This window comes from Myxococcus llanfairpwllgwyngyllgogerychwyrndrobwllllantysiliogogogochensis (genome assembly GCF_006636215.1).
In the GTDB taxonomy this organism is placed as follows: domain Bacteria; phylum Myxococcota; class Myxococcia; order Myxococcales; family Myxococcaceae; genus Myxococcus; species Myxococcus llanfairpwllgwyngyllgogerychwyrndrobwllllantysiliogogogochensis.
The window spans coordinates 1-22,963 of record NZ_VIFM01000188.1; the positions used below are offsets into that span (position 1 = coordinate 1).

Below are 22,963 nucleotides of genomic sequence, written 5' to 3' on the forward strand. Positions count from 1 at the left end.
CTCATGCCCCCGCCCCGTGGATCAACGAACGGCTCACCCTACCCGCCGAGTTCCCTAGCACGCACGGGTGACATTTCGGCGGGCCCTCGTCCGAAAACGGGTGCGCCCACGGGAAGGCGCGGGCATCTTGCCCCCCACCATGGAGACACCTTCGACCACGCCCTCTCCCCGGACCCGCGCACCGGCGCCCGTGCCCGCGCTCTTCCGGGTGGCCATCGCCCCACTCCAGGCCTTCTTCCGCCTCCAGGCCAGCAGCGGCATCCTCCTGGCACTGTGCTCGGTGGTCGCCATGGTGTGGGCCAACTCCCCGTGGGCCTCGTCCTACGTCGGCTTGTTCGACGCCCGCCTGGAGCTCGGGGTGGCGGGCACCCATGCGTCCTTCACCTTTCAGCAGCTCATCAACGACGGATTGATGACGCTGTTCTTCTTCCTCGTGGGCATGGAGGTGAAGCGCGAGCTGAGCGCGGGGGAGCTGCGCACGATGTCTCGCGCGATGTTGCCGCTCATCGCCGCGCTGGGCGGCATGGTGGTGCCCGCCGCGCTCTACGTCGCCATCAACGCGGGCACCCCGGCCATGGCGGGCTGGGCCATCCCCATGGCCACGGACATCGCGTTCGCCATCGGCTGCCTCACCCTGGTGAAGGCGCGCGTGGGACATGGGCTCATCGTCTTCCTCACGGCGCTCGCCATCTTCGACGACATTGGCGGCATCCTCGTCATCGCCCTGTTCTACGGCACGGGACTGCACGTCGAGTGGCTGCTCGGAGCCGCCGCGGTCGTCGGAGTGCTGATGGCGCTCAACCGCTTCTATGTCCGCAACGGCATCGTCTGGCTGCTGGGCGGCGTGGCGCTCTGGTACACGATGCACCATGGCGGCATCCACGCCACGCTGGCCGGCGTGGTGGTGGGCCTGTGCATCCCCTCGCGCCCCACCCGACCGGGCCGGAACGTGCTGGAGGAACTCTCCACGTACATCCGCGATTGCACCCAGAACGCCGAGGATGAGTCGATGCGGAGCGCGCAGTTGCTCTACATCGAGGACCGGCTGGAGGAGTTGGAGCCGCCGCTCAACCGCTTCGAGCACCTGTGGCACGGGTGGGTGGCGTACGGCATCGTCCCGCTGTTCGCGCTGGCCAACTCGGGCATCTCCGTGGCGGGCATGGGATGGAAGGACCTGCTCGCGCCCCTGCCGCTCGGCATCATCGCGGGCCTCTTCGTGGGCAAGCAGGTGGGCATCTTCCTCTTCACCCTGGCGGCGGTGAAGCTGCGGGTCTCCACCCTGCCTGGAGGCGCGGGACTCGGGCAGCTCCACGGCGTGTCGGTGGTGGCGGGCATCGGCTTCACGGTGGCCCTGTTCGTCGCGGGGCTGGCCTTCGCCGGGCAGCCGGAGCTGTTGAACGAGGCCAAGCTGGGCATCCTCGTCGGCTCACTGCTGTCCGCGGTGGTGGGCTATGTCCTGTTGCGCTTCGTGGCGAAGCCGGTGGCACAGGCATAACGTCGTACCGTCGCAGCAAGGAGACAGAACCTCCCGTGATTCTCCAGGACCTCAACCGTGTGCGGCAGATCACCGTCATCGCGGCGCGGCATGGCTTTGGCGAGGTGCTCGAGCGCGCGGGCCTGTGGCGCATCCTGGGTCGCCAGGAAAAGGTGGAGGTCTCTCCCGAGGCCCAGCGCGCATCCACCGCGCGCCGCTTCCGGATGTTGCTGAACGATTTGGGCCCCACCTTCGTGAAGCTGGGCCAGGTGTTGTCCACGCGCGCGGACCTGCTGCCGGCCGAGTTCGTCGAGGAGCTGGCCCTGCTCCAGGACAACGTGGAGCCGATTCCCCTGGAGCAGGTGCTCTCCCAGATTCGCGAGTCGCTGGGCAAGGAAGCCAGCGAGCTGTTCAAGCAGATCGACGAGACGCCGCTGGCGGCGGCGTCGATTGCCCAGGTTCACCGCGCGGTGACGCTGGAGGGAGAGGAAGTCGTGGTGAAGGTGCAGCGGCCGGGCATCGCCGCGAGCATCGACTCCGACCTCGGGGTGCTGCGCAGTCTGGCGCGGCTGCTGGAGGCCGTGGTGGAGGAGACGGGCATCTACACGCCCACGGGCATCGTCGACGAGTTCGACCGGGCCATCCACGAGGAGCTGGATTTCATCAACGAGGCGACGAACGTCCGCGCCTTCCTGGAGAACCACCGGGAGCGGACCTACCTCAAGATTCCGCGCGTGTACGCGTCCCTGTCCAGCCGCACGGTGCTGACGCTGGAGTTCATCCGGGGCGTGAAGATTGCTCCGGAGACGCTGGCCGAGGAGGACCGGAAGGCCATTGCCCAGAACATCCTGGAGGCGAGCTTCCGGCAGCTGTTCGACGACGGGCTGTTCCACGGCGACCCGCACCCGGGGAACCTCCTGCTCCTGGAGGGCAACCGGCTGGCGCTGCTGGACTTCGGCGTGGTGGGACGACTGACGCGGCCGATGCAGGAGACGCTGGTGATGTTGTGTCTGGCCGTGGCGCTGAAGGACAGCGACTCGGTGGCGCGCATCCTCTATCGCGTGGGCGTGCCGGACGCACGGGCCAACCTGGTGGGCTTCCGCAACGACATCGAGAGCATCCTCGGCTCGCACCTGCCCACCACGCTGGGACAGGTGGACGCGCGCACGCTGCTGAGGGACTTGCTGGACCTGGCGGTGAAGTACCGCATCCGGATTCCCAAGGAGTACGCGCTGCTCAGCCGCGCCTCCATCTCCACCGAGGGCATGCTGCGCAGCCTCTACCCGGAGATGAACATCATCGAGGTGGCGCTGCCCTATGCGAAGGAGCTGCTTGCGGGGCGGTATGACCCGACGCAGCTCCAGGGCGGGCTGATGCGCACGCTGTTGCGGCTGCAGTCGATGGCCCAGGACCTGCCCACGCAACTGTCGCAAATCCTGCTCGACATGGAGTCCGGCAAGTTCACCGTGACGGTGCGCGCGGACCAGTTCGAGAAGCTGAACGAGAACCTGCGCAGCGCGGCGGTGATTGCCTTCATGGGGCTGTGCGCGTGTGGCTTCATCGTGGGCGCGTTCATCTCCTTCGCGCCCAAGCCGTGGATGTATGGGAACATCCCTGTGCTCGGCGCGGTGGGCATCGCCCTGGCGGCGGGCCTCTTCGGCGCGGCCATCACCTGGTACCTGTTCGGCGGACGCGGCCTGGGCAAGGTGCGGTTGAGCCGGTTCTTGAAGAAGCAGCCCAGGAAGTAGCTGCCCTGGCAGCTGCGTGGACGGCTCGGCTCGGCAAAGACACCATCCTTGAACGCGGTCGCGGCAGTATGGGCCTGCTCGCCCTTGACTGATTGGCATTGACGTTCAAGGCTCGTTCATCTAGGCACCGCAAGGAGGGCCCTGACGCGAGCACGACGGAGGCTCAAGGCTCGCCGAGCGCCTCCACCGCCAGGGGGAGCTATCCCCCAGTGAGAGGCCTCAAGAAATCTTGGGCGGAGCAAGCTGGATCTCAAGATTGAATAGATTCAACGCCTGCACCGTCACTGCGGAGCTCGAAGGGGTTCCATGGATCGGGACGTGGTCAGAGAGTCAGCTCCCTGGCATCAACCCCACAGGAGGATGGGTCATGTTGGGATTGAAGTGTCGTGACTGGAGTCCATCACCGACGGCTCGCGTGCTGACCGCATTCTCGTGGGGGCATCATCAGGCGCGACTGCTACTGCTGCCTCTCCTTGTCGCGTCAAGCCCGCTGGCGGGGCATGCCCAGACGCCGCCGACCATGGATGCTGGCACGGGCGGGGGGGATGCGGGAACGGGCGCTGTCGTGGCGGCACCACCGAAGCCCTGGGTCTGTCCCCTGGAGCAGCAAGTCACGGTGTTGCCCAAGGTGTTGAAGAAGCAGTTGGGCGCCGCGACGCGGTTTGCCGAGGTGAAGAAGCTTCTCGAACCACTTCTCCTCGAAACCCGGTGGGACATGTACTCCTCATGCAAGGAGGACGACCCTGTATCCGTGGTGCTCGATGTCTTCCGTGCCCGCATCGTGTCTGCAGAAACGGAGGATGTCGTTCTCCAGGCTCGGGGAAAGATGTGCGGCCAGGAGCAGTTCATCACTGGAGCAGTGCTCCATCCTCTCGCGGAGAAGAACGCCTATTGCTCCATCAACATGCCGTTCTTGCCGGGAAAGCCAGAGCAGTCGACATCGTACGACCCCACCAAGATTGTCTTTGCGTTCGAGAACCTCACTGACCCCGTGCGAAAGAACATCAGGGTCGAGCTGGTAGATTGTCCTCGTTTTTGCCACTCTGAGCTCTCCTACTGGGAGGCCCAGGACGGTTCCCTGGTGAAGATCTTCGGCATCGAGTGGGGTAGCGGCGGGGACTATTCTGGGAGCAGTAGCTCCAGCGTGAGCGTCACCGCGGAGGGCAAGGAGTTCCCGCGAAAGCTCCGGCTCAAAGAGTCGTTCGAGAGCTGCGGGTCAATGGTCACGCTGCCGTCAGGAGAGATTGCGCATAGCTCCGCATGCGACGAGGCCTCGAGCGAGGCGATCTATTGCTATCAGCGCAATGGGTCTCAACTGACTGGCACATTCAACGAGTGTGGAAGAAGAAATTCCACGTACGATTGAGGGCCTCAAGCGGCGCGTGAAATCCGGCCAAAGAGGAGCTGACCTGCATGGATCCTCCAACCCACTGATGACGAGAGCGGTTCCGACCGGGATGGGTTGGGTAGGCGTCCGGGGCACTCGCGAGGCTCTGCACGGGTGCTGGATTACCGCAAGCGAAGGACATTGGCCGGGAATTGCCCCATCATGTTCCCCGGAGGGCTATACAAACAAGCCATGGCCGTATAGCCATCTTTCGTAACAACGCCACACCCCAGCTTGGTACTGCTCTTCCAGACCACCGCCGTAAAGTGGCCGGTGTTCATGGAGAAACCAGGCTTCGTGAAGTCGTAATACCTGACTTCATCGTACCACATCTTGACACCCATGGCTGTGAAGTCACCCGGGGACCACGAGCCCACGCCGCCAGTCAGGTTTTCCCCCGCACCGTTCTTGTATGGACATGAGTGGTCTATCGTCTTTTTCGCCGCATAGTAGTTCGCGCATTTCTCCGCACTGGCAATCAGGCTGGCATCCGACTTCAAGAGCGGGCTGCCGTGTTTCGCGCGGTACTGATTGTGGAGGGAAAGCGCGGCACTCTGGTAGGGCTGTTGGCCGAATGCGTTGGCGACGATGAGCGTCTGCAGGGTGAGCAGGATGAACAAGACTTGATGGTTGCGCATTGCCGTAAACTCCTGATGGGAACTGAACTGCAACGCCTCAGGAACCCGCTATTTGACGTAGCACTGGCCCTGCCTGCAAACGCCATACTGAGGCCTGGGAGGCGGCGTCACAATCATATATCTGACGCAAAACGCGCCATCCGGAAGCTGAGTGCGAACGCTTGCGCTGTTCGCGCATGCGCACTCGACATTGTCGCACCTCTCCACGTCTATCACGCTCATGTCTGGAATGACTTTCTTGGCGGAAGTCCCGTGTTTTTTCTGGCATGCCGCCTGGCATGCGAGCATGGCTCCTTGCGCCCACCTGGGGTCATAGTCGCCACTCCCCGTTGCAGGGGGCGGACTTGCCTTGGCCTTTGTGTCCGCGGGCTGTGGGGACTTCTTTGCTTGCGAATCCTTGCCGGGGGCTTTTGTGGCTTGTTGTGGAGAGGGGGGCGTTTGAGGGGTATTCGGCGCTGCCATCACGATTGCGGGCTGTGTGAGCAGCGCTACGATTGCGAACACGATGAATTGGCGGACCATGTTGGGTTCCGATGGGAAGGGAATCACATGTATCAGCAATTTACATGCCCGCTGCTTTTTGATGGCGTCAAGAGTGAAAGACGGGGTGAGGTCACTGCGCGGCAAGTGGTTTGACGCGTCAACCGGAAAGACTGACGCGTCAACGGGCTTCGGCGCTGGGTGCGGGGAATGGCCTTCTCCCGGTTATGGTCCCCAGACCGGCCCGCTCGGCGTGACGGTCATCGCCTGGACGCCAGCGCGCAGCGGCGACTGGGTGACCGCGCCCGTGGCGGCGAAGCCGAAGCTGCCGCCTGTGCTCGCGATCCCCTTCTCGAAGGTGACCACCGCGCTCCCCCGAGTCGGATGGACCAGCGTCACCGTGTACGCAGTCGACGTCTCGTTGAGCGTGAGCTGAAGGTTCGCACCGCTGGCCACATCCCTGGCCTGCACCACGTGCAGGAAGTGGCTCACCACCTGCCCGCTGGTTTCAATCTCCCCACGGAACTGGCCGACCGGGTACGGGTAGGTGCCATTGGGGCGCACCGGGCCGCGCTCGTCGACGATTCGCCGCGTCGGCGTGGCCGGCACCAGGGTGCTGACCCTCAGCGCCTGACCGCCACTGTTCGCCGACCACGTGTTGCCCGTGAGCACCGGGTTCTCCGGGAAGTGGATGACGAAGGTCTTGTCGACCGCGGCGTTGTCGCTCACGCTCTCGAGCCGGTCGAACACAATTAAGGTGTCGAGCGGACGAACGAACAGCGTCTCCCGCACCACCCTGCCCGCGTACGGGTTGCCGACCTCGGCCTCGCGGTGGGCCCACTCGTCGTTCAAGTCGTACACACCGGTCAGGTCGACCGCGGCGTAGTTGACCACCGGCGTCGAGTGGAGCCGCAACATCTGGGGCACGTGATGGTAGTAGCCGACCGTGCCCATCCCCTCGAACAGGAGGGTGTTGTGCGCGACGGGCGATTCGACGTCGACCGCGCCACCCCCGGCGTAGCCAACAATCGAGTTGGCGTAACCGACCGTCTCCCGCGTCAGGAACTCGCCGGCCCGCCACAACTGGAAGTTGCCGGCGTCACGGTGGGCATGGCCCGCGTTGGACGTCATGCCGAACTGCAGGTTGATCATGGTCGCATCGGGCGCCCACGCCGTCTTCGCGTACACCATGCCCAGGCCAGGCGCGTGGTAGTCGAGCGGCAGCTCCGCGAGGTCCCTCGACGGCACCGCCGCCACGGTGTCGCTGTAGACATATCGAATCAGACGGTCATCAATCGGGTGACCGGTGAGTTCGAGGAAGCGCTTGGCATAGCCGGCGATCGGCTGGGCAGACCACTCCTCGATGAGCGGGGCGAAGTAGCTGCCCAGCAGCGTCTGCGCGGTGTTGCTGGAGTCCCACCGGGTCAACCAGCGCTCGTCATCGTTGTACGGGAACGTCTCGAACAGCTGGAACTGGCCCATCCGGCTGCGCCCTGGCGTGGTCGAGTAGATGGACCAGAAGACCGACTCCATGAAGTAGTTCGTCTGGTTCCACATGTCGTGCCCGTACAGGCCGAGCGTGGTGAATGGCACCGTCATGTAGCCGAACGTCCGGCGGCCATACGTCGAGCCTTCGTGAGGCGCACCGCCAGCGGCCGGGCCGTCCAGGTAGGGCCGCAGCGAGAAGTCCCAGCGCGAGCTCATCGCGTACTGCAGGAGGTTGTTGGCGTACGGCTGGTTCTCATGCCAGCTGGCAATCGCCCACAGGAGCGAGTTGCGGAAGTAGCCCGTGTAGTAGTTGTTTCCCTCCATGCCGATGCCGCCCCACGGGTTGTCGTTGAGCGCCTCGATCGCGAGGTTCCAGCGAGCAATCAAGGTCGTGCGCTCCGCCGGCAGCAGGTGCGCGAAGCACCAGTCATAGGTGAGGATCACCGCCTCGCCGTACCAACGGGCCGGATCGCTCGACACCGTGTTCTCGCTGATGGGGATTTCGGTCTGCACCGCCCAGGTGATGGCGGAGCGGCACGACGCCGGAGTCCCGGTGATGAGCGAGTGCATCGCCGCGTCGATGGCCTGCTCGGGGCCTTGGACGTTCGCCACCGGGGTGTACGGGTGCTGCGCGAAGTACGCCTGGGCGCGGGCCAGCCGGGACGCGGTGAACCAGACGCGCGGGTGCGCCACCGGGATGGCGAGCACCACAGGCGGCCCGTTGGCGATGGTGAGGGTGATGGGCGCGGACGTCGTGAGGTTGCCGGCGCGATCACGCGCCACCGCCGTCACAGGGAAGGTGCCATCGCCCACCTGCGTGGTGGTGACGTTGATCCAATACGGATAGCCGAGGTCCTCGCGGCCCACATTCTGGCCGTTCACCCTCAACTGCACGCCGGCGATCCGCACGTTGTCGTAGGCGTCGATCTTGATCTGGATGGTGCCGCCCACTGTCACGCCACTCGCGGGCGAGACGATCTGCACCTCGGGAGGAATGGTATCGGGCGGAGGCGCGCTCACGGTAATAGTGACCGGCGCCGAGCTGGCGACGTTGCCAGCGGCGTCGCGCGCCACCGCGGTCAGCTGCCGAAGCCCGTAGGGCTGGAGCGCCTCGGTATCGAGCGTCACCGACCAGGGGGCGGCCATGTCCGCCTCCCCGACCTGGGTGCCATCCAGCTCGACATGCACCCGGGTGACGCCAATGTCGTCGACCGCGCTCATCCGCACCGTGAAGGGCCCGCTCACCGTCTCACTCGCGACCGGCGCGGTGACCTGAACCTGCGGAGGACCCGTGTCGACGAGCTCGTTGTCGATGGTGATGCGCACGGAGGCCGAGGTGGTGAGGTTGCCAGCGGCATCTCGCGCGTGCGCGGTCAACACGTGGTCGCCATTGCGGAACAAGCGGGTGTCGAGCTGCGATGAAGCGAGGTTGCGGCCATCGATGCGCAGTTGCACGTTCGCCACGCCCACGTTGTCGCTCGCGGCCACGGTGATTGCGACCACGCCCTCCACCGTCGCGCCTCCCACGGGAGAGGTGATTGCCACCGTCGGCGGCGTGGTGTCGCTGTTCGCCACGGGCGGGGTGTATTCGATGGTGAGGAGCGGCCGGCGCTCCGGCTGGGTCGCCAGACTGGTGAACAGCTTGGCCACCTTGCCGACCTTCGAGTTCGCCAGCATCACACCCTGGTTCGTCGAAGGGTCATCGACCCACGACTGCACCACCGCGACATCGAGCGGCACGTTGTGCACGCTCACCGTGCTCGGAAACGTGGTGACCTGGAACGAGGAGCCGGCGACGAGGTCCGTCCCCTGCCCCACCGCGCCCAGCCGGTCCCACGCCAGGTCCTCATCCCGGAACTGCCACCCCAGGTCTCCAGCCACCAGGTTCCAGGGCACCTGCACATACGAGCCACGAATCGCGAAGTCGTCGGTATAGGTCTCCACGGCGAACCGGAGCGTCGCGCTCTGCACCACCGCCCGTTGCGGCACCCCGAGCTGAGGGAAGCGCAGCAGCGCCTCGACCTCGTAGTCCTCAGTCTGGAACACCCCGAGCAGCGCCTCGTTGCGGTGCGCCGAGCCGTTCTGCGTCATGCCCTGGCTGGTGATCGCCACCGCTTCCGACACGCTCACCGGTGACGTCGCGGCCTGCGACACGGTCCCCACGCGGCTCTCGCGCTCACCCTCCTTCGTACATCCGGTGAGCGCGATTGCGGCCAGCACTCCTGCCCATAAAACAGTCGCACTGCTTATTCTTGAGTTCATGGACTGACGGTTCCTAGCGAATCAATGCCGGGAAGTCCACCGCGCCCCTCCTCGGAGCGGCGCGGCCATCAGCCATTCACGACGCCTGCATGTTATGGCGCGGTGACCGGCGGCTTCTCGGGGAGAGCGCTCTCCTTGGTTTCACAGGTCTGACTGACGGCCAGGGTTCCGCCCATCTGCAAGGTGACGGACTCCGTGCGCTTCCAGTAGCCGTTCGCAGGATCGTACACGCTTCCCTTGAGCTCCTGGTCATACCAGCGCTCGGCCGTGGTCTTGTAGGTCGTGCCAGGGGGCAGTTGCCCCAGCTGCACCCACAGCGTCGCGTCGAAGATGCAGTAGGGGGGCACATTCAACTCAACCGTGACCACGAGCGTCGTTTTTTGCGTCTTGGTCAACGACGATTCATCAGTATGCGAATAGACAAAGCCGACGCTGAGTGTCCACTCCTTGGTCACCTCATTCGTTCCCTGGGTCTTCTTGGCCGAGAGCGAATAGCTCAACTGCATGCCCGCCGTGTACTGGTTGGTGGCCGTCACCGTTGTCGTCTGCTCGTCCGTGACGTCGACCGAGAGGGTCTGCTTCTGGACCGCGGAGGAGTCGTTTGGCCAATGCAGACTGTCCGACACCCTCTTCCCGACGGAGTCGGGGACCACGATGTCCACCGGTTTGACGAACGACTGCTTCGGGAGGAGGTTGTTCCAGGAGAAGCTGGAGACGGCGTCGTTGAATCCGACCTCCTTGAGATTGCTCACCTCCGAGAAGCTGCCCCACGCCTTGATGTTCCCATAGGCCGCCCCCGAGCCGTCGTTGTTGTTGAACAACGAGGCCATCTGGGCATCCACCAGCGCGGGCCAGCGCACGGAACTCGCGCGGTCCTTGATGTACCAGCCATCCAGGGCGTAGGTCTTTCCCGCGCCCCACTCCGAGAGGAACAGGACGGTGCGGTTCCCCGCGAAGGCGGAGGATTCGTAGAGTTCGATGGCGCCAGCGCTCAGATCGGGCGTGTGCCAGAAGAACGCCGAAATGCAATCGTTCAGGTTGATCTTCGTGAGATCCACGGCCTCGGTCTGGCCTGTTCCCACGAGGTCGACCACCCTGCCGCAGTTGATGAGGTCATAGACATTGCCGTTGGCCGGGGCGACGTAGTTATCCGTCAGGGTCATGACGGTGCCTACCGGCAGATTGAACGCAATCCAGGTCGCTTCGTCGTGAAGGCTCGACCCGGCGATGGAATGGCGTGTGTCTTTGAGGTAATCACGGGTATTGACTGAGTAGGGCGAGCCCACCCAACCCGCGTCTTTGTAGAGCGTGACGGTACCGGAAGGTTGAGCCGGGGGCGGGGCAGCCGGAGCGGGCAGCTTCGAAACCACTGACATTTGGGACGATCCTTTGATGAGCCTTTGATGGCCTCGAGGCAGTGCGAGAAAAAGCACACTGTTCACTCCCAGTCAATTGCTCACTGGTGTCAATGGTAGCCCGCACTCTCACCCGCACCTTGACAGCCATTCCGTCACTCAATCGTGGAGTTCGTGACGGCGATCGGCGTATCCGAGTGATTCGATATCTGGGGATACGTCACGTACCAGGAGCCACCCCGGTTGTTCTGGATGACCGAGCGGTCGATGCGGATGTCGCCTGAATGGTCATTGCTGACAAAGAAGATGGCGCTTCCATGCGCGTTGACTTCGTTGTGCTCGATTCGCGTGCCGCACAGGGACAGCGTCATCCTGTCGCCGTCGTTGTAGATGGCGCCGCCGCTGCCCCCTCCCGGGGTGCCTGGAGTGGCGGGATTCGCGCCGTTGCCGATGGCCCGGTTGTGGGAGAAGAGGCTGTTGATGACTGTCCACGACACGCCGATGCTGCTGATGCCACCGCCGTTGGAGCAGACTCCGCCGAAGCCCTGCTTGCCGCCGAAGGTCGTGTTCACCACGTAGACCGGCCGCCCGTCGTACTGACTGAACACCCGGAGCGCGCCACCTCCAACGTCGGGCCCGACATCCGCGCACGCGTTGTTGAAGAAGCGGGAGTTGATGACCTTCACCCGCCCACCGCGCACCCAGACCGCCCCGCCTCCGTCGAACTCCGACTCACTCTTGGAGCTGGCATCCACGAACGTGAGGTTCTGGAGCGTCAGCCGAGGGTGGTCCTGGTTCTGGCAGTGGGAGGTCGTCCACACCTGCTTCTGGTCACAGGTGTTCATGTACAGGATGCGGTGCCTGCCCGCTCCGCTGAGCGTCACCAGCCCCTTGCCGTCGATGACGATCTCCGGCCCCTTGTCGTTGAAGATCTTCGCCGTCCTGTCGAGCGTGATCGTCACCGGCTCCGGGCCACAGTCGAAGGTGATGACCCCGCCCCGGGCCACGGCCTCGACAAAGGCGGCACTGGTACAGCTCGCGGGCGTTCCCGTGCCGACAACGGTGGTCGGCCTGGAGCTGTCAGCGAGCCCCGCTTCCGCGGGTACGGTGCAGGTGGCCTCCGCGTTCGGATTGCCGGCGGGCGGGCCATCCTTGGGGTTGGTCAGCGGGTTGGGCACATCCACGCCCGGCGCATCCTCGCTCGAACAGCCCGCCACGCTGGCGAGCGCGAAGCCCGTGGCCAGCGAGAACACGGCGCTCACTGCCGACCGGTGAAGTCTCTTCAGGTGCATCGTTCCTCCAGGAGGGAGGCAGTGTAGAGCGACGACGCACCCGAGACGAGCGGGCCCGGACCCGCGTGGCTCAGGGGTGGTGCCGACTCTGACCGAGGAAGCGGACCACTTCCGTGTGGAACCACTTCGCCGAGTCCAACATCAGCCAGTGACTGGCGTGCGGCGCCACGGTGCGTGACAGGTCGGCCCGCTGGCCCACCAGCGTCTCCGGCCCCGTGGCCGCCACCAGCGCGTGGGTGGGGCCCTTGAACTGCTCGAACGCCGCGTCCGGGTCATGCGCGAGCAGCGACTCCAGGTTCCCGGCGATGGCCTCGCGACGCGAGGTGCGCATCGTCTTCATCACCAACACGCGCGTGGAGTCCTTCGCTGCGAGGAGCTGGGGCGTGAGCCAGTGCTCGTGGAAGGCGCCGTACTTCGCGGCGCTGAAGTTGTCGAGCCAGGCCTCCGCTTCCGCCTTGGGCATGCGGCGCAGGTCTCCCGGCGCTTCGACATAGAGGAGCCCGGCCAGCCGCTCGGGGTAGTACGCGGCGAAGGCACCGGCCACCGCGGCTCCGAAGCCATGCCCCACCAGGACGAACTTCTCGGGGGACAGCGCGTCGGCGACCGCGACGACGTCCTCCACCGCCGCCTCCACGCCAAAGGGACCGTGGGAGCCGCTGCTCTCGCCCAGCCCGCGAAGATCGAAGGCCACGCTGCGCGTCGCGAGCCCCGCTTGCGTCTCCGCCCAGTGAGACCGGTCCCCGGCGACGTCGTGCACGAAGATGGCGGGGATGCCGCCGTCGCCCTCGACTGTCGCCATCAACCGACCCGCGGGGCCGTTGACGGACACCATCCTGGCTTCCTTGTGCTTCATTGGCCTGACTCCCGGCCCCTGGTACGGGCGCTGCCCGTCCACCCACCGCGCCATCCGTGGCGCCGGGGCCATCACCCACCAAGTCTGCCCTACTTCCCTCCGGGACGCCCCATGCACGCGCCCGGACCTGTCCACCACTGCATTTCCAGCGGAGCGACAGGCACGAGCAAGGACTGCCTTTGACACGGCAGGACTTGCCGGCCGGCGTTGCGCTCGCGTGCCCCTGATTCCTCGCGCTTCCCTCTGAGAGCACGCGCGGCACGGCCATTGCTCATGGACCGGGAGCACGCCGACACGGTCCGCATGCGGTTTCGCGGCGCGCACTTGCATCCCACCCCACCACAACAAGAGCGGCGCCAGGCGCGTTGCTCGGGAGAAGTCCCATGAAGCGTATCGTCCCTGGAGTCATGATGATGGTCCTCGCCGCCGGCTGCGGCATCGAGGACGCCAACACCACCGCCGAGAAGACGGAGACGCCCGCGTCGGTGCTGGCGCGCGTGGAGCGCGACAACGGCAACGTGGTCGAGTTCCTCGAGCTGGCGGACGGCGAGGTGATGGTCATGGAGGCCGGCGTCTACCCGAACCCCCCGGCGGCCATCGACGGCATCGGCCCCGCCGCGGCGTGGAGCAAGCTGACCGGCCGGAGCGACGTGCCCCAGGCGCTCGGCATCGCCCAGCAGCGCTACGAGCTGATGCGCACGTCCCCCCGCGACGCCGAGGGTGCGACCGAGCGCGGTGAGTCGATCTTCAAGGACGGCCTGGCCGCCGGAAGCACGAGCGCCGCGGCCTACGGCCCGTGCGACATCACCTGGTTCCAGGACAACTTCTGCAACGCGGCCTACGACTGGAAGATGTGCCTGACCAACTGGGGCGGTGGCGCCTACGCCCAGCGCGGCGGAGTGGACTACCACAAGACCGCCGTGTGCCCGACCTCCGGCAACGTGACGCTCAACATCAAGGACCAGGTCATCCGCAACGTCGGCGCGGGCGGCTACCTCTGGTACTACCGCAGCGGCACCAACTTCGACTTCCGCGCGGACGTGGACAACGCGTCCGGTGACACGTTCCACTTCGCGGTCAACCTCAACTACTGAGCCCTGTCCGCTCCTGGCCTCGCGGCTCCGGGTTCATCCCGGCCGCGAGGCCGGTGTCGTTTCCGGAGTCGAAGGCCGAGCCGCCGCGCGGTTCAGCCCGCCGTGGCGAGGCCCTGAACGGCGCGCACCACCATGCGAACGTGGTGCTCCACGCGCAGTTCGTGGTGGAAGATGCCTCGGATGATGCCCCGCGCATCGATGACGAAGGTCACCCGCTGCACGCGCTTGAGCAGCGGCCACACCACGTCGTAGCCGCGCGCGATGCCCGCGCTCGGGTCGCCCACCATCGGATACTCGGCGCCCGTCGCCGCGGCGAAGTCGCACTGAACCTGGTGCGTGTCCGTGGACACGCCCACCACCTCGGCGCCAAGAGCCCGCAGCTGCGGAAGCGCCTCGCCGAAATGCTTCGCCTCCTGGGTACACACGGGCGTGAAGGCGGCCGGAAAGAAGAAGAGCACCACGGGGCGCCCTCGCAGCGCGGAGAGGCGCAGGCGCTGCCCCTGCGTGGTGAGGGCTTCGAAGTCGGGAGCCGGGGCGTCGAGGGTGACCATGGGCGCGGGGACGGACCATAGGTGCTCGGCAGGCAAGGGGTCACGAATGAACCAGGATTCCGGGCCCGTTTCACTCGCCGCCCCGGTTCTCCTTGCAAGTAGATTCTTTGCAGTCCAAAGACTGAGGGATGGCATGGGATCCTCGAGTGTTGAACCCCGACCCGAACGGGCGGGACCCCGCGGACGTCCTGCGTGAGCTGCAGAAGAGGCTGAGTCGCGGCCTCGGACGTCGGCTCCTGCTGGGCTCGATTGCGCTCGTCACGTTGGTGGGCCTGCTCACCAGCTACGCGCAGGTGGAGCCGGACGAGGTTGGCGTCATCCTCAGGCTCGGCCGCTTCGTGGGCACGGTGGAGCCGGGTCCCCACTTCCGGCTGCCGTTCTGGGTGGATCGCATCGTCAAGGTGCCGGTGCAGCGGCAGCTCAAGGCGGAGTTCGGCTTCCGCACGGAGTCCGTCAACTCGCGCGCCACGTCGTATTCGGCGAGCACGTCGGACCTGAAGCGCGAGTCCCTGATGCTCACCGGTGACCTCAACGTCGCCGTGGTCGAGTGGATCGTCCAGTACAAGATCAAGGACCCGTACAAGTACCTCTTCAAGGTGAAGAACGTGGAGGGGATGCTCCGCGATATCTCCGAGGCGTCGATGCGCGCGGTGGTCGGCGACCACTCCGTCAACGAGGTCCTCACCACGGGCCGCCAGACGGTGGCCACCCAGTCCAAGCTGCTGCTCCAGGACCTGGCGGACCGCTACGAGACGGGCGTGGACATCCAGCAGGTCGTCCTCCAGGACGTGAACCCGCCCGACCCCGTCAAGCCGTCCTTCAACGAGGTCAACCAGGCCATCCAGGAAAAGGAGCGCGCCATCAACGAGGCCTACGCCGAGCGCAACCGCGCCATCCCCCGCGCCAAGGGCGAGGCCGAGGAGGCGCTGCGCTCCGCGGAGGGCTACGCGATTGAACGCGTCAACCGCGCCAAGGGCGAGGCCGAGCGCTTCACCCGCGTCTACGAGGAGTACCGCAAGGCGCCGGAGGTCACCCGTCGCCGGATGTACCTGGAGACGGTGAGCCAGGTGCTCCAGGGCGCCGGGCAGAAGGTGGTCATGGATGAGAACCTCAAGGGCTTCACGCCCCTCTTGCGGATGGACGGGGCGGACTCCGTCTCCGCGGGCGCAGCGCAGCTGAAGGAGGCCCAGCAATGAGCCGCGTCGCACTGATTCTCGTCGTCGTCGCCGCGCTCGCCGTCGTGCTGGGCTTCTCCAGCACGTACACGTTGAGCGAGCACGAGCAGGCCGTCATCACCCGCTTCGGCCAGCCCCGGGGCCAGTCCATCACCGAGCCGGGACTGCACTTCAAGCAGCCCTTCGTCGACACGGTGAACCGCTTCGACAAGCGCTGGCTGGACTGGCGCGGGGACCCGAACCAGATCCCCACCAAGGACAAGAAGTACATCTGGGTGGACACCTTCGGCCGCTGGCGCATCGTGGACCCGCTGCGCTTCTTCCAGCGCCTGCGCGACGAGCGCAATGCCCAGTCCCGGCTCGACGACATCATCGACGGCGAGACACGCAACACCATCGCCTCGTTCGCGCTGATTGAGGCGGTGCGCTCCACCAACCGGCCGTTCGAGGACGACGAGTACACCACCGAGGCCGAGCGCGGTGAGTCGCTGGAGCAGGTCTCCCAAGGACGCGACAAGCTCACCCGGCAGATTCGCGACCGCGCCGCGGAGATCGTCAAGGAGTTCGGAGTGGAGCTGGTGGACGTGCAGATCCGCCGCATCAACTACGTCGACGAGGTCCAGGTGAAGGTGTTCGAGCGCATGATTTCCGAGCGGCGTCGCACCGCCGAGCGCTCGCGCTCCGAGGGCATGGGCCGCGCGGCCGAAGTGCGCGGACAGCGGGAGCGGGACTTGAAGGAGATCCGCTCGGAGGCGTACCGCAAGGCGCAGGAGATCACCGGCACCGCCGACGCCGAGGCGACGAAGATCTACGCGGATGCCTTCGGGAGGGACCCGGAGTTCTACCAGTTCATGCGCACCCTGGAGGCCTACCCCCAGGTGGTGGACCGCTCCACGTCCCTCTTCCTGGGCAGCGACTCCGAGTTCTATCGCTACCTGCGCAGCAGCGCGAAGAAGTAGGGGCAAGGCTCCGCCCCGGGTTCGGGCCGCGCTTCACGCTGGAAACGACAGCGTGAAGCGTGCGCCCCCCAGCGCCGAGCCCAGGGCACGGACGCTCCCTCCATGCACCTCCGCGATGCGGTGCACGATGGCGAGCCCGAGCCCGAAGCCGTGGCGCTCGTCGTCGAGTCGATGGAACGGCTCGAAGATCCGCTCCCGCTCCGCGAGCGGAATCCCAGGCCCGTCGTCGTCGACATGGATGTGAATCACGCGCCCTTCCCGGCTCAGGCTGACCTGGACCCGGGAGTTCGCATGGCGCAGGGCATTGAGAATCAGGTTCGACGTCGCGCGCTCGATGAGCCGGGCCTCGACACGAACGACGAGCGGCTCCTCGTCCGGCCCCGGGGCGGCCAGCACCGCCTTGTGTGGCAGCAGGGTCAGGGTCTCGCAGAGCGCGGCGAGGACAGGACGCACGTCCACCCGGGTCTCCTTGTGCGCGCCGTGCGCCTTCAGGCGCGCATAGGTCAACAGCTCGTCGATGAGCGCATCGAGCTCCGACAGGCTGCGCTCCACCCGGTCGAAGGCGTGCTCCCGCGCGTCGGGCTCTGACGCTTCTCTCGCGAGCGCGAGGCTGAAGTGCAGCCGCTGGCTCGGGGCTCGAAGCTCGTGGGAGGTGTTGTGGAGGAGCTCGTCTCGCAGGGTGATGGAGCGCTGGAGCTCCGCGCCCATGTGGTTCACCGCCGCCGAGAGGGCGCCGATGACGTCCCGTGAGCCGACCTGGGCTCGCGCCCCGAGCTCTCCCCTGCCGAGCGCCTCGGCGGTTCGCCGCAGGTCCAGGAGCTGACGGCGCACGGGGCGCAGGAGCGCGAAGATGCCCAGGGAGAGCCCGCCCACGAAGAGCAGGAGGAGCGCGCCGCCTCGCGCACCGCCCAGCGGGAACATGAGCGGCAGCGGCCCCACCTGGAGGACGTGGCTCGTCCCTTCGATGCGCGCATAGAGCATCGACGCGAACACCGGCCCCTCCCGGATGACCTGCCCGCGCGCGAGCCGCTCGGCTCCCTCGGCGTCGAGCGGGGTCCGTGCCTGCGGGATGAGCGCGACTGGCACGCCGAAGCGCTTGGAGGCCTCCTCGGCGGGACCTCCGAAATCACCGTGCTCGCGGTAGCGCGCCTCGAACAGCTCGGCCATCAGCCCGACGGGCACCGCGAGGGAGACTTCGAGGTTCCTCGCGAGCTGCGCGTTGATCCTCGGAATCACGAACGCCCTGGCGGCGAGTCCGGCGATGAGCACGCCCGCGAAGATGTGGAGATAGACGCGAAGGAAGAGTCGGTCCACGGGTCAGCTCACGGTGAAGAGGTAGCCGACCCCGCGGACCGTCTTGATGACGTCCGCCTCGCCGGAGGCTTCGCGCAGCTTGTGACGCAGACGCGAGACTCGGAGATCCACGGAGCGGTCGATGTCATCCTGCTCCACGCCCCGAAGTCGCTGGTACATGAGCTGCCGAGTCACGACCTGCCCCGCATGCGTCATCAGCAGGAACAGCACGTCCAGTTCGCCCGAGGTCAGGTCGAGCGCCGCCCCCCGCAGATGGGCCGTTCTGCGAGCCGGGTCGACCGTGAGTTCGCCGACGCGAACGGGGCCAGGCTCCGGCACGGGCGCCGTGCTCGTGCGGCGCAAGAGCGCCCGCAGCCGCGCCAGGAGCACGCGGGGGCTGACTGGCTTCGGCAGGTAGTCGTCGGCGCCGCTCTCCAGCCCCACGACTTCGTCCACCTCGGCGCCCCTCCCCGTCAGCATGAGGATGGGGCCCGGATAGGCCCCCCGAAGCTCCCGGCAGACGGTGAAGCCATCCTTGCCGGGGAGCATCACATCGAGCACCACCAGGTCGGGCCGCGCGGCGAGAATCCGTGGCACCGCCCGGTCACCGCTGACCTCACACTCCGCGGTGAAGCCATGCATCCGCAGGTAGTCGGCGACCATCGCCGTGAGCTGCGTATCGTCATCCACGATGAAGACACGCGGGGTCGACGTCTGACTTTTCAGTTCCATGAGGGTGCCCGTGCCAGGAATGCGTCCCCTGAAGCATACCCCTTCCGTTGCATCCGTTGGCGAGCGAGCCGCTTCGTCTCTCATTGTATCGCTTCGTATCAGTGGGCGGGCTGCCTCATGGCGTATGTCATCGTTCAGCGCATCCACAGGAGGATGCCGTGTCTGAGAAAGCCAGCCTTGAGTCCCCACGAATCGGTCCCATGAAGCCCCTCCCCGCTCCGGAGCTCATCCCCACCACCGACACACTCATCTATGGAGAAACCCTTTATCTTCAAGTGGGCGGCGCGAAGGACCGGTGGCTCACCGGCGGCCGGAGCGACGGCAACAAGCGGGTGTACACCCGCGATGGCGAGGGCGGCGACCTGGAGTCTAGCTACCGGTGGACCCTGATGAAGACCCGCGACACCGTGGGCAGCGGCCCCCTGCGCTACGGCGACATCGTCTATCTCAAGGTGGGCGGCGACAAGCCCCGCTGGCTGACGGGAGGACGCAGCGAGGGCCAGAGAGAGGTCTCCACGCTCGACGGTGAGGGCGGCGACATGGAGTCGAGCTACCAGTGGACGGTGATGCAGAGTCGCACGGCGGTGGGAAGCGGCGAGGTCAAACGAGGCCGGGCCGTCTACTTGAAGGTGGGCGGCGCGAAGGACCGGTGGCTCACCGGCGGCCGGAGCGACGACAACATCCAGGTGCTCACCCTGGACGGAGAGGGAGGCAAGACCGAGGAGACCTACCAGTGGACCTCCTCCCCGGTGAACTACTCGCGCGTGTTCGCCGTCTTCGCCGAGGACTCGCCAGACACGAAGACGCTGGCGCCCGGAATGAACACCCGGGTGTTCACCCGCGTGGAGGCGTGTTCGCCCGAGCGCTCCATCCGGCTGGACCTGAAGACCGGGGTCATCACGGTTCCCCCCGGGACGTACGACATCTCCGGCTACTCGAGCGTCGTCTACCTCACCGGCCAGGAGGCGGACGGAATGGTGACGAACAAGTCACCCACCGCGAACGGTGGCTACTGCCGGCTGCGCCTCGCTGGGGGCGACTCGGAGACCATCCCGAATGATGATCCCCGGGTGCTCGTCGTCGGCAGCATCTGCACGGCCAACGCGATTCCCAGCATGGTGCGCGCCTGGTTCTCCACCACCGTGGAGGCCCGGCTCATCCTGGAGCACCAGAGTGGTGAATCGACGGAGCGAATCGTCCAGCGGCACAAGTCGACGACCGCACAGGGCGTCAGCTCCACCTGGCACTACTTCGCGCGCCTCAGCGTCACCCGCGTATAGACGGGACGACACATCGCGCGGCGGCGATTGACGGGCGCGGGGCCAAAGTAAGAGGCTCTGCGCCCATATGAGCCAGAACCTCTACGACATCCCGCTGAAGTCCATCGACGGCGCCGCCCTGACGCTGGGCCAGTTCAAGGGCAAGGTGCTGCTGGTGGTGAACGTCGCCTCCAAGTGCGGCCTCACCCCGCAGTACGAGGGCTTGGAGAAGCTCTACGAGAACAAGCACAGCCAGGGGCTGGAGGTGCTCGGCTTTCCCGCGAACAACTTCCTGGGCCAGGAGCCGGGCACCGAGGCGGAGATCAAGGACTTCTGCGACCTGACCTACTCCGTGAAGTTTCCCCTGTTCTCGAAGATCTCCGTCGTGGGCGAGAACAAGCACCCGCTGTACCGCGAGCTGACGAGCGCGGTCCCCGACGCCACGGGCGAAGGGCCGATGCGCCAGAAGCTCAAGGGCTACGGCATCGACGCGAATCCGATTCCGGAAGTGCAGTGGAACTTCGAGAAGTTCCTCATTGGCCGCGATGGTCGCGTCGCCGCGCGCTTCGCCCCGGACGTGACGGCGGAGGACCCGCGCCTGATCCAGGCCATCGACGCGGCGCTCGCCAGGCCGGCCTGAAGACCGTGAGCCGCGCCGGGCTTCCTGGAGACGGGAAGCCCGGTACCGGCGACTCCGCTGGCTACACCGGCCGGCGGAAGCTGTCCGCGAGGTCCGCCGGGAGCTGGGAGGCCACCGCGGACACCTCGTCCTCCGGGATGCGGTCTCTCACCGCGGTGAACACCACCTTCATCACCCGGTCCGCCTGGTCCACCGGAATCTTCAGGTGGTCCGCCACGTCGGAGATGAACTCGTCGCGGTGCATGCGTCGCGCATGCGACGGGCCCCGGAGGATGGTGCACTCCCCGACGATGTCGCCGATGTCGGGGCCCAGCGCGCGCATCAGCTTCACGTCCTCGCCGTCGGACAGGCGGCGCGCCAGCGTGCAGAGCACCGCGTGCGCCGCGTCTCGCGCGTCCACCTTGTTGACGCTGACCTCGCGGCTGTTGCCGATTTCGTCGAGGAACGCCTGGAGGTCCAGCGACTCGTCGCGCTCCTTCACCGGGGTGATGGAGGGAGGAAGCTCGGTCTCGTGCGCCATGGGGTCATCTCCTTGCTCGCCGTGGACTCGCCTGCCTATCCACCGACGTGCCCTTGACGATGTCCACGGTGCGCGCGTGCTTCAGCCAGACGCCGTGACGGCGCCTGCCCCCTCGCCAGCGCCTGGGTGAAAGAGGCTCGCGGCGTGAAGCCGCGAGCCCCTGACCTCAGCCGTGCGCCGCCGGGCGAGGCTCCTCGCCCCCGGGCCGCCCCTGTGCCGTGGGCCCGCCGACCTCGTCATCCGGACGCTTGCCCCGCCACGTGGCCAGCCGCGTCTTCATGCGGTCGGCGACCACGTAGAAGGCCGGCACCACGACGAGGCTCAGCACCGTGGAGACGGAGAGGCCACCCAGCACGGCGATGGACATGGGCGCGCGCGTCTCGCTGCCCGCGCCCAGCGCCAGCGCCGCCGGCACCGCCGCCATCATCGTCGCCGTGGACGTCATGAGAATCGGCCGCAGACGCACGGGGCCGGCGCGCAGCATCGACTCCACCGCGTCCAACCCCAGCTCGCGCTGCTGGAGCGCGTAGTCCACCAGGATGATGGAGTTCTTCTTCACGATGCCCATCAGCAGCAACAAGCCAATCATGCTGAAGATGTTCAGCGTGCTGCCCGTGCCCAGCAGCGCGAAGGACGCGCCGGCCACCGACAGCGGGAGAATCGTGAGCACCGTGACGGGGTGCAGGAACGAGTTGAACTGCGCTCCCAGCACCATGTACGCGACGCCAATCCCCAGGAAGAGCGCGAAGAACAGGCTGCTCATCGAGTCGCGGAACGCCACGCTCGCGCCGCCCGGCACCACTCGCACGCCTCCAGGCAGGTCCTTCGCGAGCCGCTCCACCGTGGCCAGCGCCTCTTCCTGACTGGAGCCCGGGGCCACGTTGGCGAAGATGCTGATGGCGCGCTCGCGGTCCCTGCGGGTGATGGCCTGCAGCGCCGGCCGCTCCTCCTGCGTCACCAGCGACGACAGGGGGACGAGCGCACCACTCGCCGTGCGCACCTTGAGCATCGCCAGGTCCTCCGGCCGGGAACGCTGCCCGGCCAACAGCCGCATGCGCACGTCGATGCGCCGCCCTCCGGTGCTGTACTTGCCTACGCGAACGCCGCCGACCAGCGCGTTGATGGTCGTCGCCACCGCTTGAATCGGCACGCCCAGGTCCGCCGCGCGCGCCCGGTCCGGGGTGATGCGCAGCTCCGGCATGCCCAACTGGTAGTCGGTGTCCACGTCCACCACCTTGCCGCTCGCCTGGACCTTCTCGCGCATCTCCTGGCTCGCCTTGACCAGCTGGTCCCAGTCCGAGCCGCGCACGCTGAACTCCACCGGGAACCCGCGCTGCGCGGTGAAGCCCGCCTGCGACAGGTCCTGCACCACCGCGCGCAGACCCGGGTAGCTGTTGAGCTCCTTGCGGAGGATCTGCTGGAACTCCGCCTGCGGCATGCGCTCGTCGGGTGGCTTCAGCGTCAGCATCATGAAGCCTCCGTTCGCGCTGGTGTTGCCACCGCCTCCGCCCACCACCGCGAAGACGCTGAGCACCTCCGGGCGCGAGGAAGCGAAGGCCTCCGCCCGCTGGAAGATTTTATTCGACTCCTCCAGGCTGCTGCCCACCGCCGTCTGCAGGCGGACCATCAACCGGCTCTGGTCCTGCGACGGGACGAACTCGCCCGGCAGCGCGCGGAACGCGAACACGCTGGCGGCCAGAATCACCACCGCCCCGCCGAGCACCCGCCAGGGCCGCTTCAGCCCCCAGCCCAGCACCTGTCTC

The 22,963-nt window shown here is 66.6% G+C and carries 18 protein-coding genes; 8 read left to right on the forward strand and 10 right to left on the reverse strand.

All coding sequences use genetic code 11. The annotated features are described in order from the left end of the window. Positions 1 to 139 precede the first annotated feature (139 nt). The 3 genes from nhaA (at position 140) to FJV41_RS34165 (ending at position 4,588) form a co-directional block, all read left to right on the forward strand. A complete protein-coding gene (nhaA, locus tag FJV41_RS34155) occupies positions 140 to 1,495 on the forward strand; it encodes a Na+/H+ antiporter NhaA (RefSeq protein ID WP_141646791.1) in 1,356 nt (451 codons plus the stop codon). Between the two features lie 35 nt (positions 1,496 to 1,530). Further along, a complete protein-coding gene (locus tag FJV41_RS34160; protein WP_141646792.1) occupies positions 1,531 to 3,222 on the forward strand; it encodes an ABC1 kinase family protein in 1,692 nt (563 codons plus the stop codon). Positions 3,223 to 3,589: 367 nt separating this feature from the next. Next, positions 3,590 to 4,588 (forward strand): hypothetical protein, encoded by a 999-nt coding sequence (locus FJV41_RS34165; RefSeq protein WP_141646793.1) that lies wholly within the window; start codon positions 3,590 to 3,592, stop codon positions 4,586 to 4,588. 143 nt (positions 4,589 to 4,731) lie between these two features. On the opposite strand, the gene FJV41_RS34170 is transcribed toward FJV41_RS34165, so the two are convergent. The 5 genes from FJV41_RS34170 to FJV41_RS34190 all read right to left on the reverse strand — a co-directional run bounded on the left by FJV41_RS34170 (position 4,732) and on the right by FJV41_RS34190 (position 12,977). Then, on the reverse strand, positions 4,732 to 5,247 hold the full coding sequence (locus FJV41_RS34170) for a CAP family protein (RefSeq protein WP_141646794.1): 516 nt from the start codon (positions 5,245 to 5,247) through the stop codon (positions 4,732 to 4,734). 705 nt (positions 5,248 to 5,952) lie between these two features. Then, positions 5,953 to 9,435 (reverse strand): Ig-like domain-containing protein, encoded by a 3,483-nt coding sequence (locus FJV41_RS34175; protein WP_141646795.1) that lies wholly within the window; start codon positions 9,433 to 9,435, stop codon positions 5,953 to 5,955. Positions 9,436 to 9,569: 134 nt separating this feature from the next. Next, positions 9,570 to 10,853, reverse strand: coding sequence for a hypothetical protein (locus FJV41_RS34180; protein WP_181791125.1), 1,284 nt, complete (start codon positions 10,851 to 10,853; stop codon positions 9,570 to 9,572). 134 nt (positions 10,854 to 10,987) lie between these two features. Beyond that, positions 10,988 to 12,124 carry a hypothetical protein gene (locus tag FJV41_RS34185; protein WP_141646797.1) on the reverse strand — a complete coding sequence of 379 codons (1,137 nt, stop codon included), beginning with the start codon at positions 12,122 to 12,124 and terminating at the stop codon, positions 10,988 to 10,990. Positions 12,125 to 12,194: 70 nt separating this feature from the next. Continuing rightward, positions 12,195 to 12,977: an alpha/beta fold hydrolase gene (locus tag FJV41_RS34190; protein ID WP_141646798.1), complete on the reverse strand. Its 783-nt coding sequence runs from the start codon at positions 12,975 to 12,977 to the stop codon at positions 12,195 to 12,197. Between the two features lie 383 nt (positions 12,978 to 13,360). On the opposite strand from FJV41_RS34190, the gene FJV41_RS34195 reads away from it, so the two are divergent. After that, the gene (locus FJV41_RS34195) at positions 13,361 to 14,071 is read left to right on the forward strand and encodes a hypothetical protein (protein WP_141646799.1); all 711 of its coding nucleotides are present in this window, start codon (positions 13,361 to 13,363) and stop codon (positions 14,069 to 14,071) included. A 92-nt stretch (positions 14,072 to 14,163) separates the two neighbouring features. Here FJV41_RS34195 and FJV41_RS34200 read toward each other — a convergent pair whose 3' ends face one another. Then, positions 14,164 to 14,622: a peroxiredoxin family protein gene (locus FJV41_RS34200; protein ID WP_174458284.1), complete on the reverse strand. Its 459-nt coding sequence runs from the start codon at positions 14,620 to 14,622 to the stop codon at positions 14,164 to 14,166. A gap of 128 nt (positions 14,623 to 14,750) precedes the next feature. On the opposite strand from FJV41_RS34200, the gene hflK reads away from it, so the two are divergent. Both hflK and hflC read left to right on the forward strand, forming a co-directional pair. Then, positions 14,751 to 15,818 carry an FtsH protease activity modulator HflK gene (gene hflK, locus FJV41_RS34205; RefSeq protein WP_141646801.1) on the forward strand — a complete coding sequence of 356 codons (1,068 nt, stop codon included), beginning with the start codon at positions 14,751 to 14,753 and terminating at the stop codon, positions 15,816 to 15,818. After that, complete coding sequence (gene hflC, locus FJV41_RS34210; protein WP_141646802.1) at positions 15,815 to 16,756, forward strand: protease modulator HflC; 942 nt, start codon at positions 15,815 to 15,817, stop codon at positions 16,754 to 16,756. Before hflK ends, hflC begins: the two co-directional genes overlap by 4 nt. 33 nt (positions 16,757 to 16,789) lie before the next feature. Here hflC and FJV41_RS34215 read toward each other — a convergent pair whose 3' ends face one another. Together FJV41_RS34215 and FJV41_RS34220 are read right to left on the reverse strand one after the other, a co-directional pair. After that, positions 16,790 to 18,070: an ATP-binding protein gene (locus tag FJV41_RS34215; RefSeq protein ID WP_141646803.1), complete on the reverse strand. Its 1,281-nt coding sequence runs from the start codon at positions 18,068 to 18,070 to the stop codon at positions 16,790 to 16,792. 3 nt (positions 18,071 to 18,073) lie between these two features. Next, positions 18,074 to 18,781 (reverse strand): response regulator, encoded by a 708-nt coding sequence (locus tag FJV41_RS34220; RefSeq protein ID WP_141646804.1) that lies wholly within the window; start codon positions 18,779 to 18,781, stop codon positions 18,074 to 18,076. A 200-nt stretch (positions 18,782 to 18,981) separates the two neighbouring features. On the opposite strand from FJV41_RS34220, the gene FJV41_RS34225 reads away from it, so the two are divergent. Together FJV41_RS34225 and FJV41_RS34230 are read left to right on the forward strand one after the other, a co-directional pair. Further along, on the forward strand, positions 18,982 to 20,061 hold the full coding sequence (locus tag FJV41_RS34225) for a hypothetical protein (RefSeq protein ID WP_141646805.1): 1,080 nt from the start codon (positions 18,982 to 18,984) through the stop codon (positions 20,059 to 20,061). Positions 20,062 to 20,128: 67 nt separating this feature from the next. After that, the gene (locus tag FJV41_RS34230) at positions 20,129 to 20,680 is read left to right on the forward strand and encodes a glutathione peroxidase (RefSeq protein ID WP_141646806.1); all 552 of its coding nucleotides are present in this window, start codon (positions 20,129 to 20,131) and stop codon (positions 20,678 to 20,680) included. Positions 20,681 to 20,741: 61 nt separating this feature from the next. Here the strand turns inward: FJV41_RS34230 and FJV41_RS34235 are convergent, their stop codons facing one another. Continuing rightward, positions 20,742 to 21,200 carry a DUF2267 domain-containing protein gene (locus tag FJV41_RS34235; RefSeq protein WP_141646807.1) on the reverse strand — a complete coding sequence of 153 codons (459 nt, stop codon included), beginning with the start codon at positions 21,198 to 21,200 and terminating at the stop codon, positions 20,742 to 20,744. 166 nt (positions 21,201 to 21,366) lie between these two features. Then, positions 21,367 to 22,963: efflux RND transporter permease subunit (locus FJV41_RS34240; RefSeq protein WP_141646808.1), on the reverse strand; the 1,597-nt coding region annotated here is incomplete at its 5' end.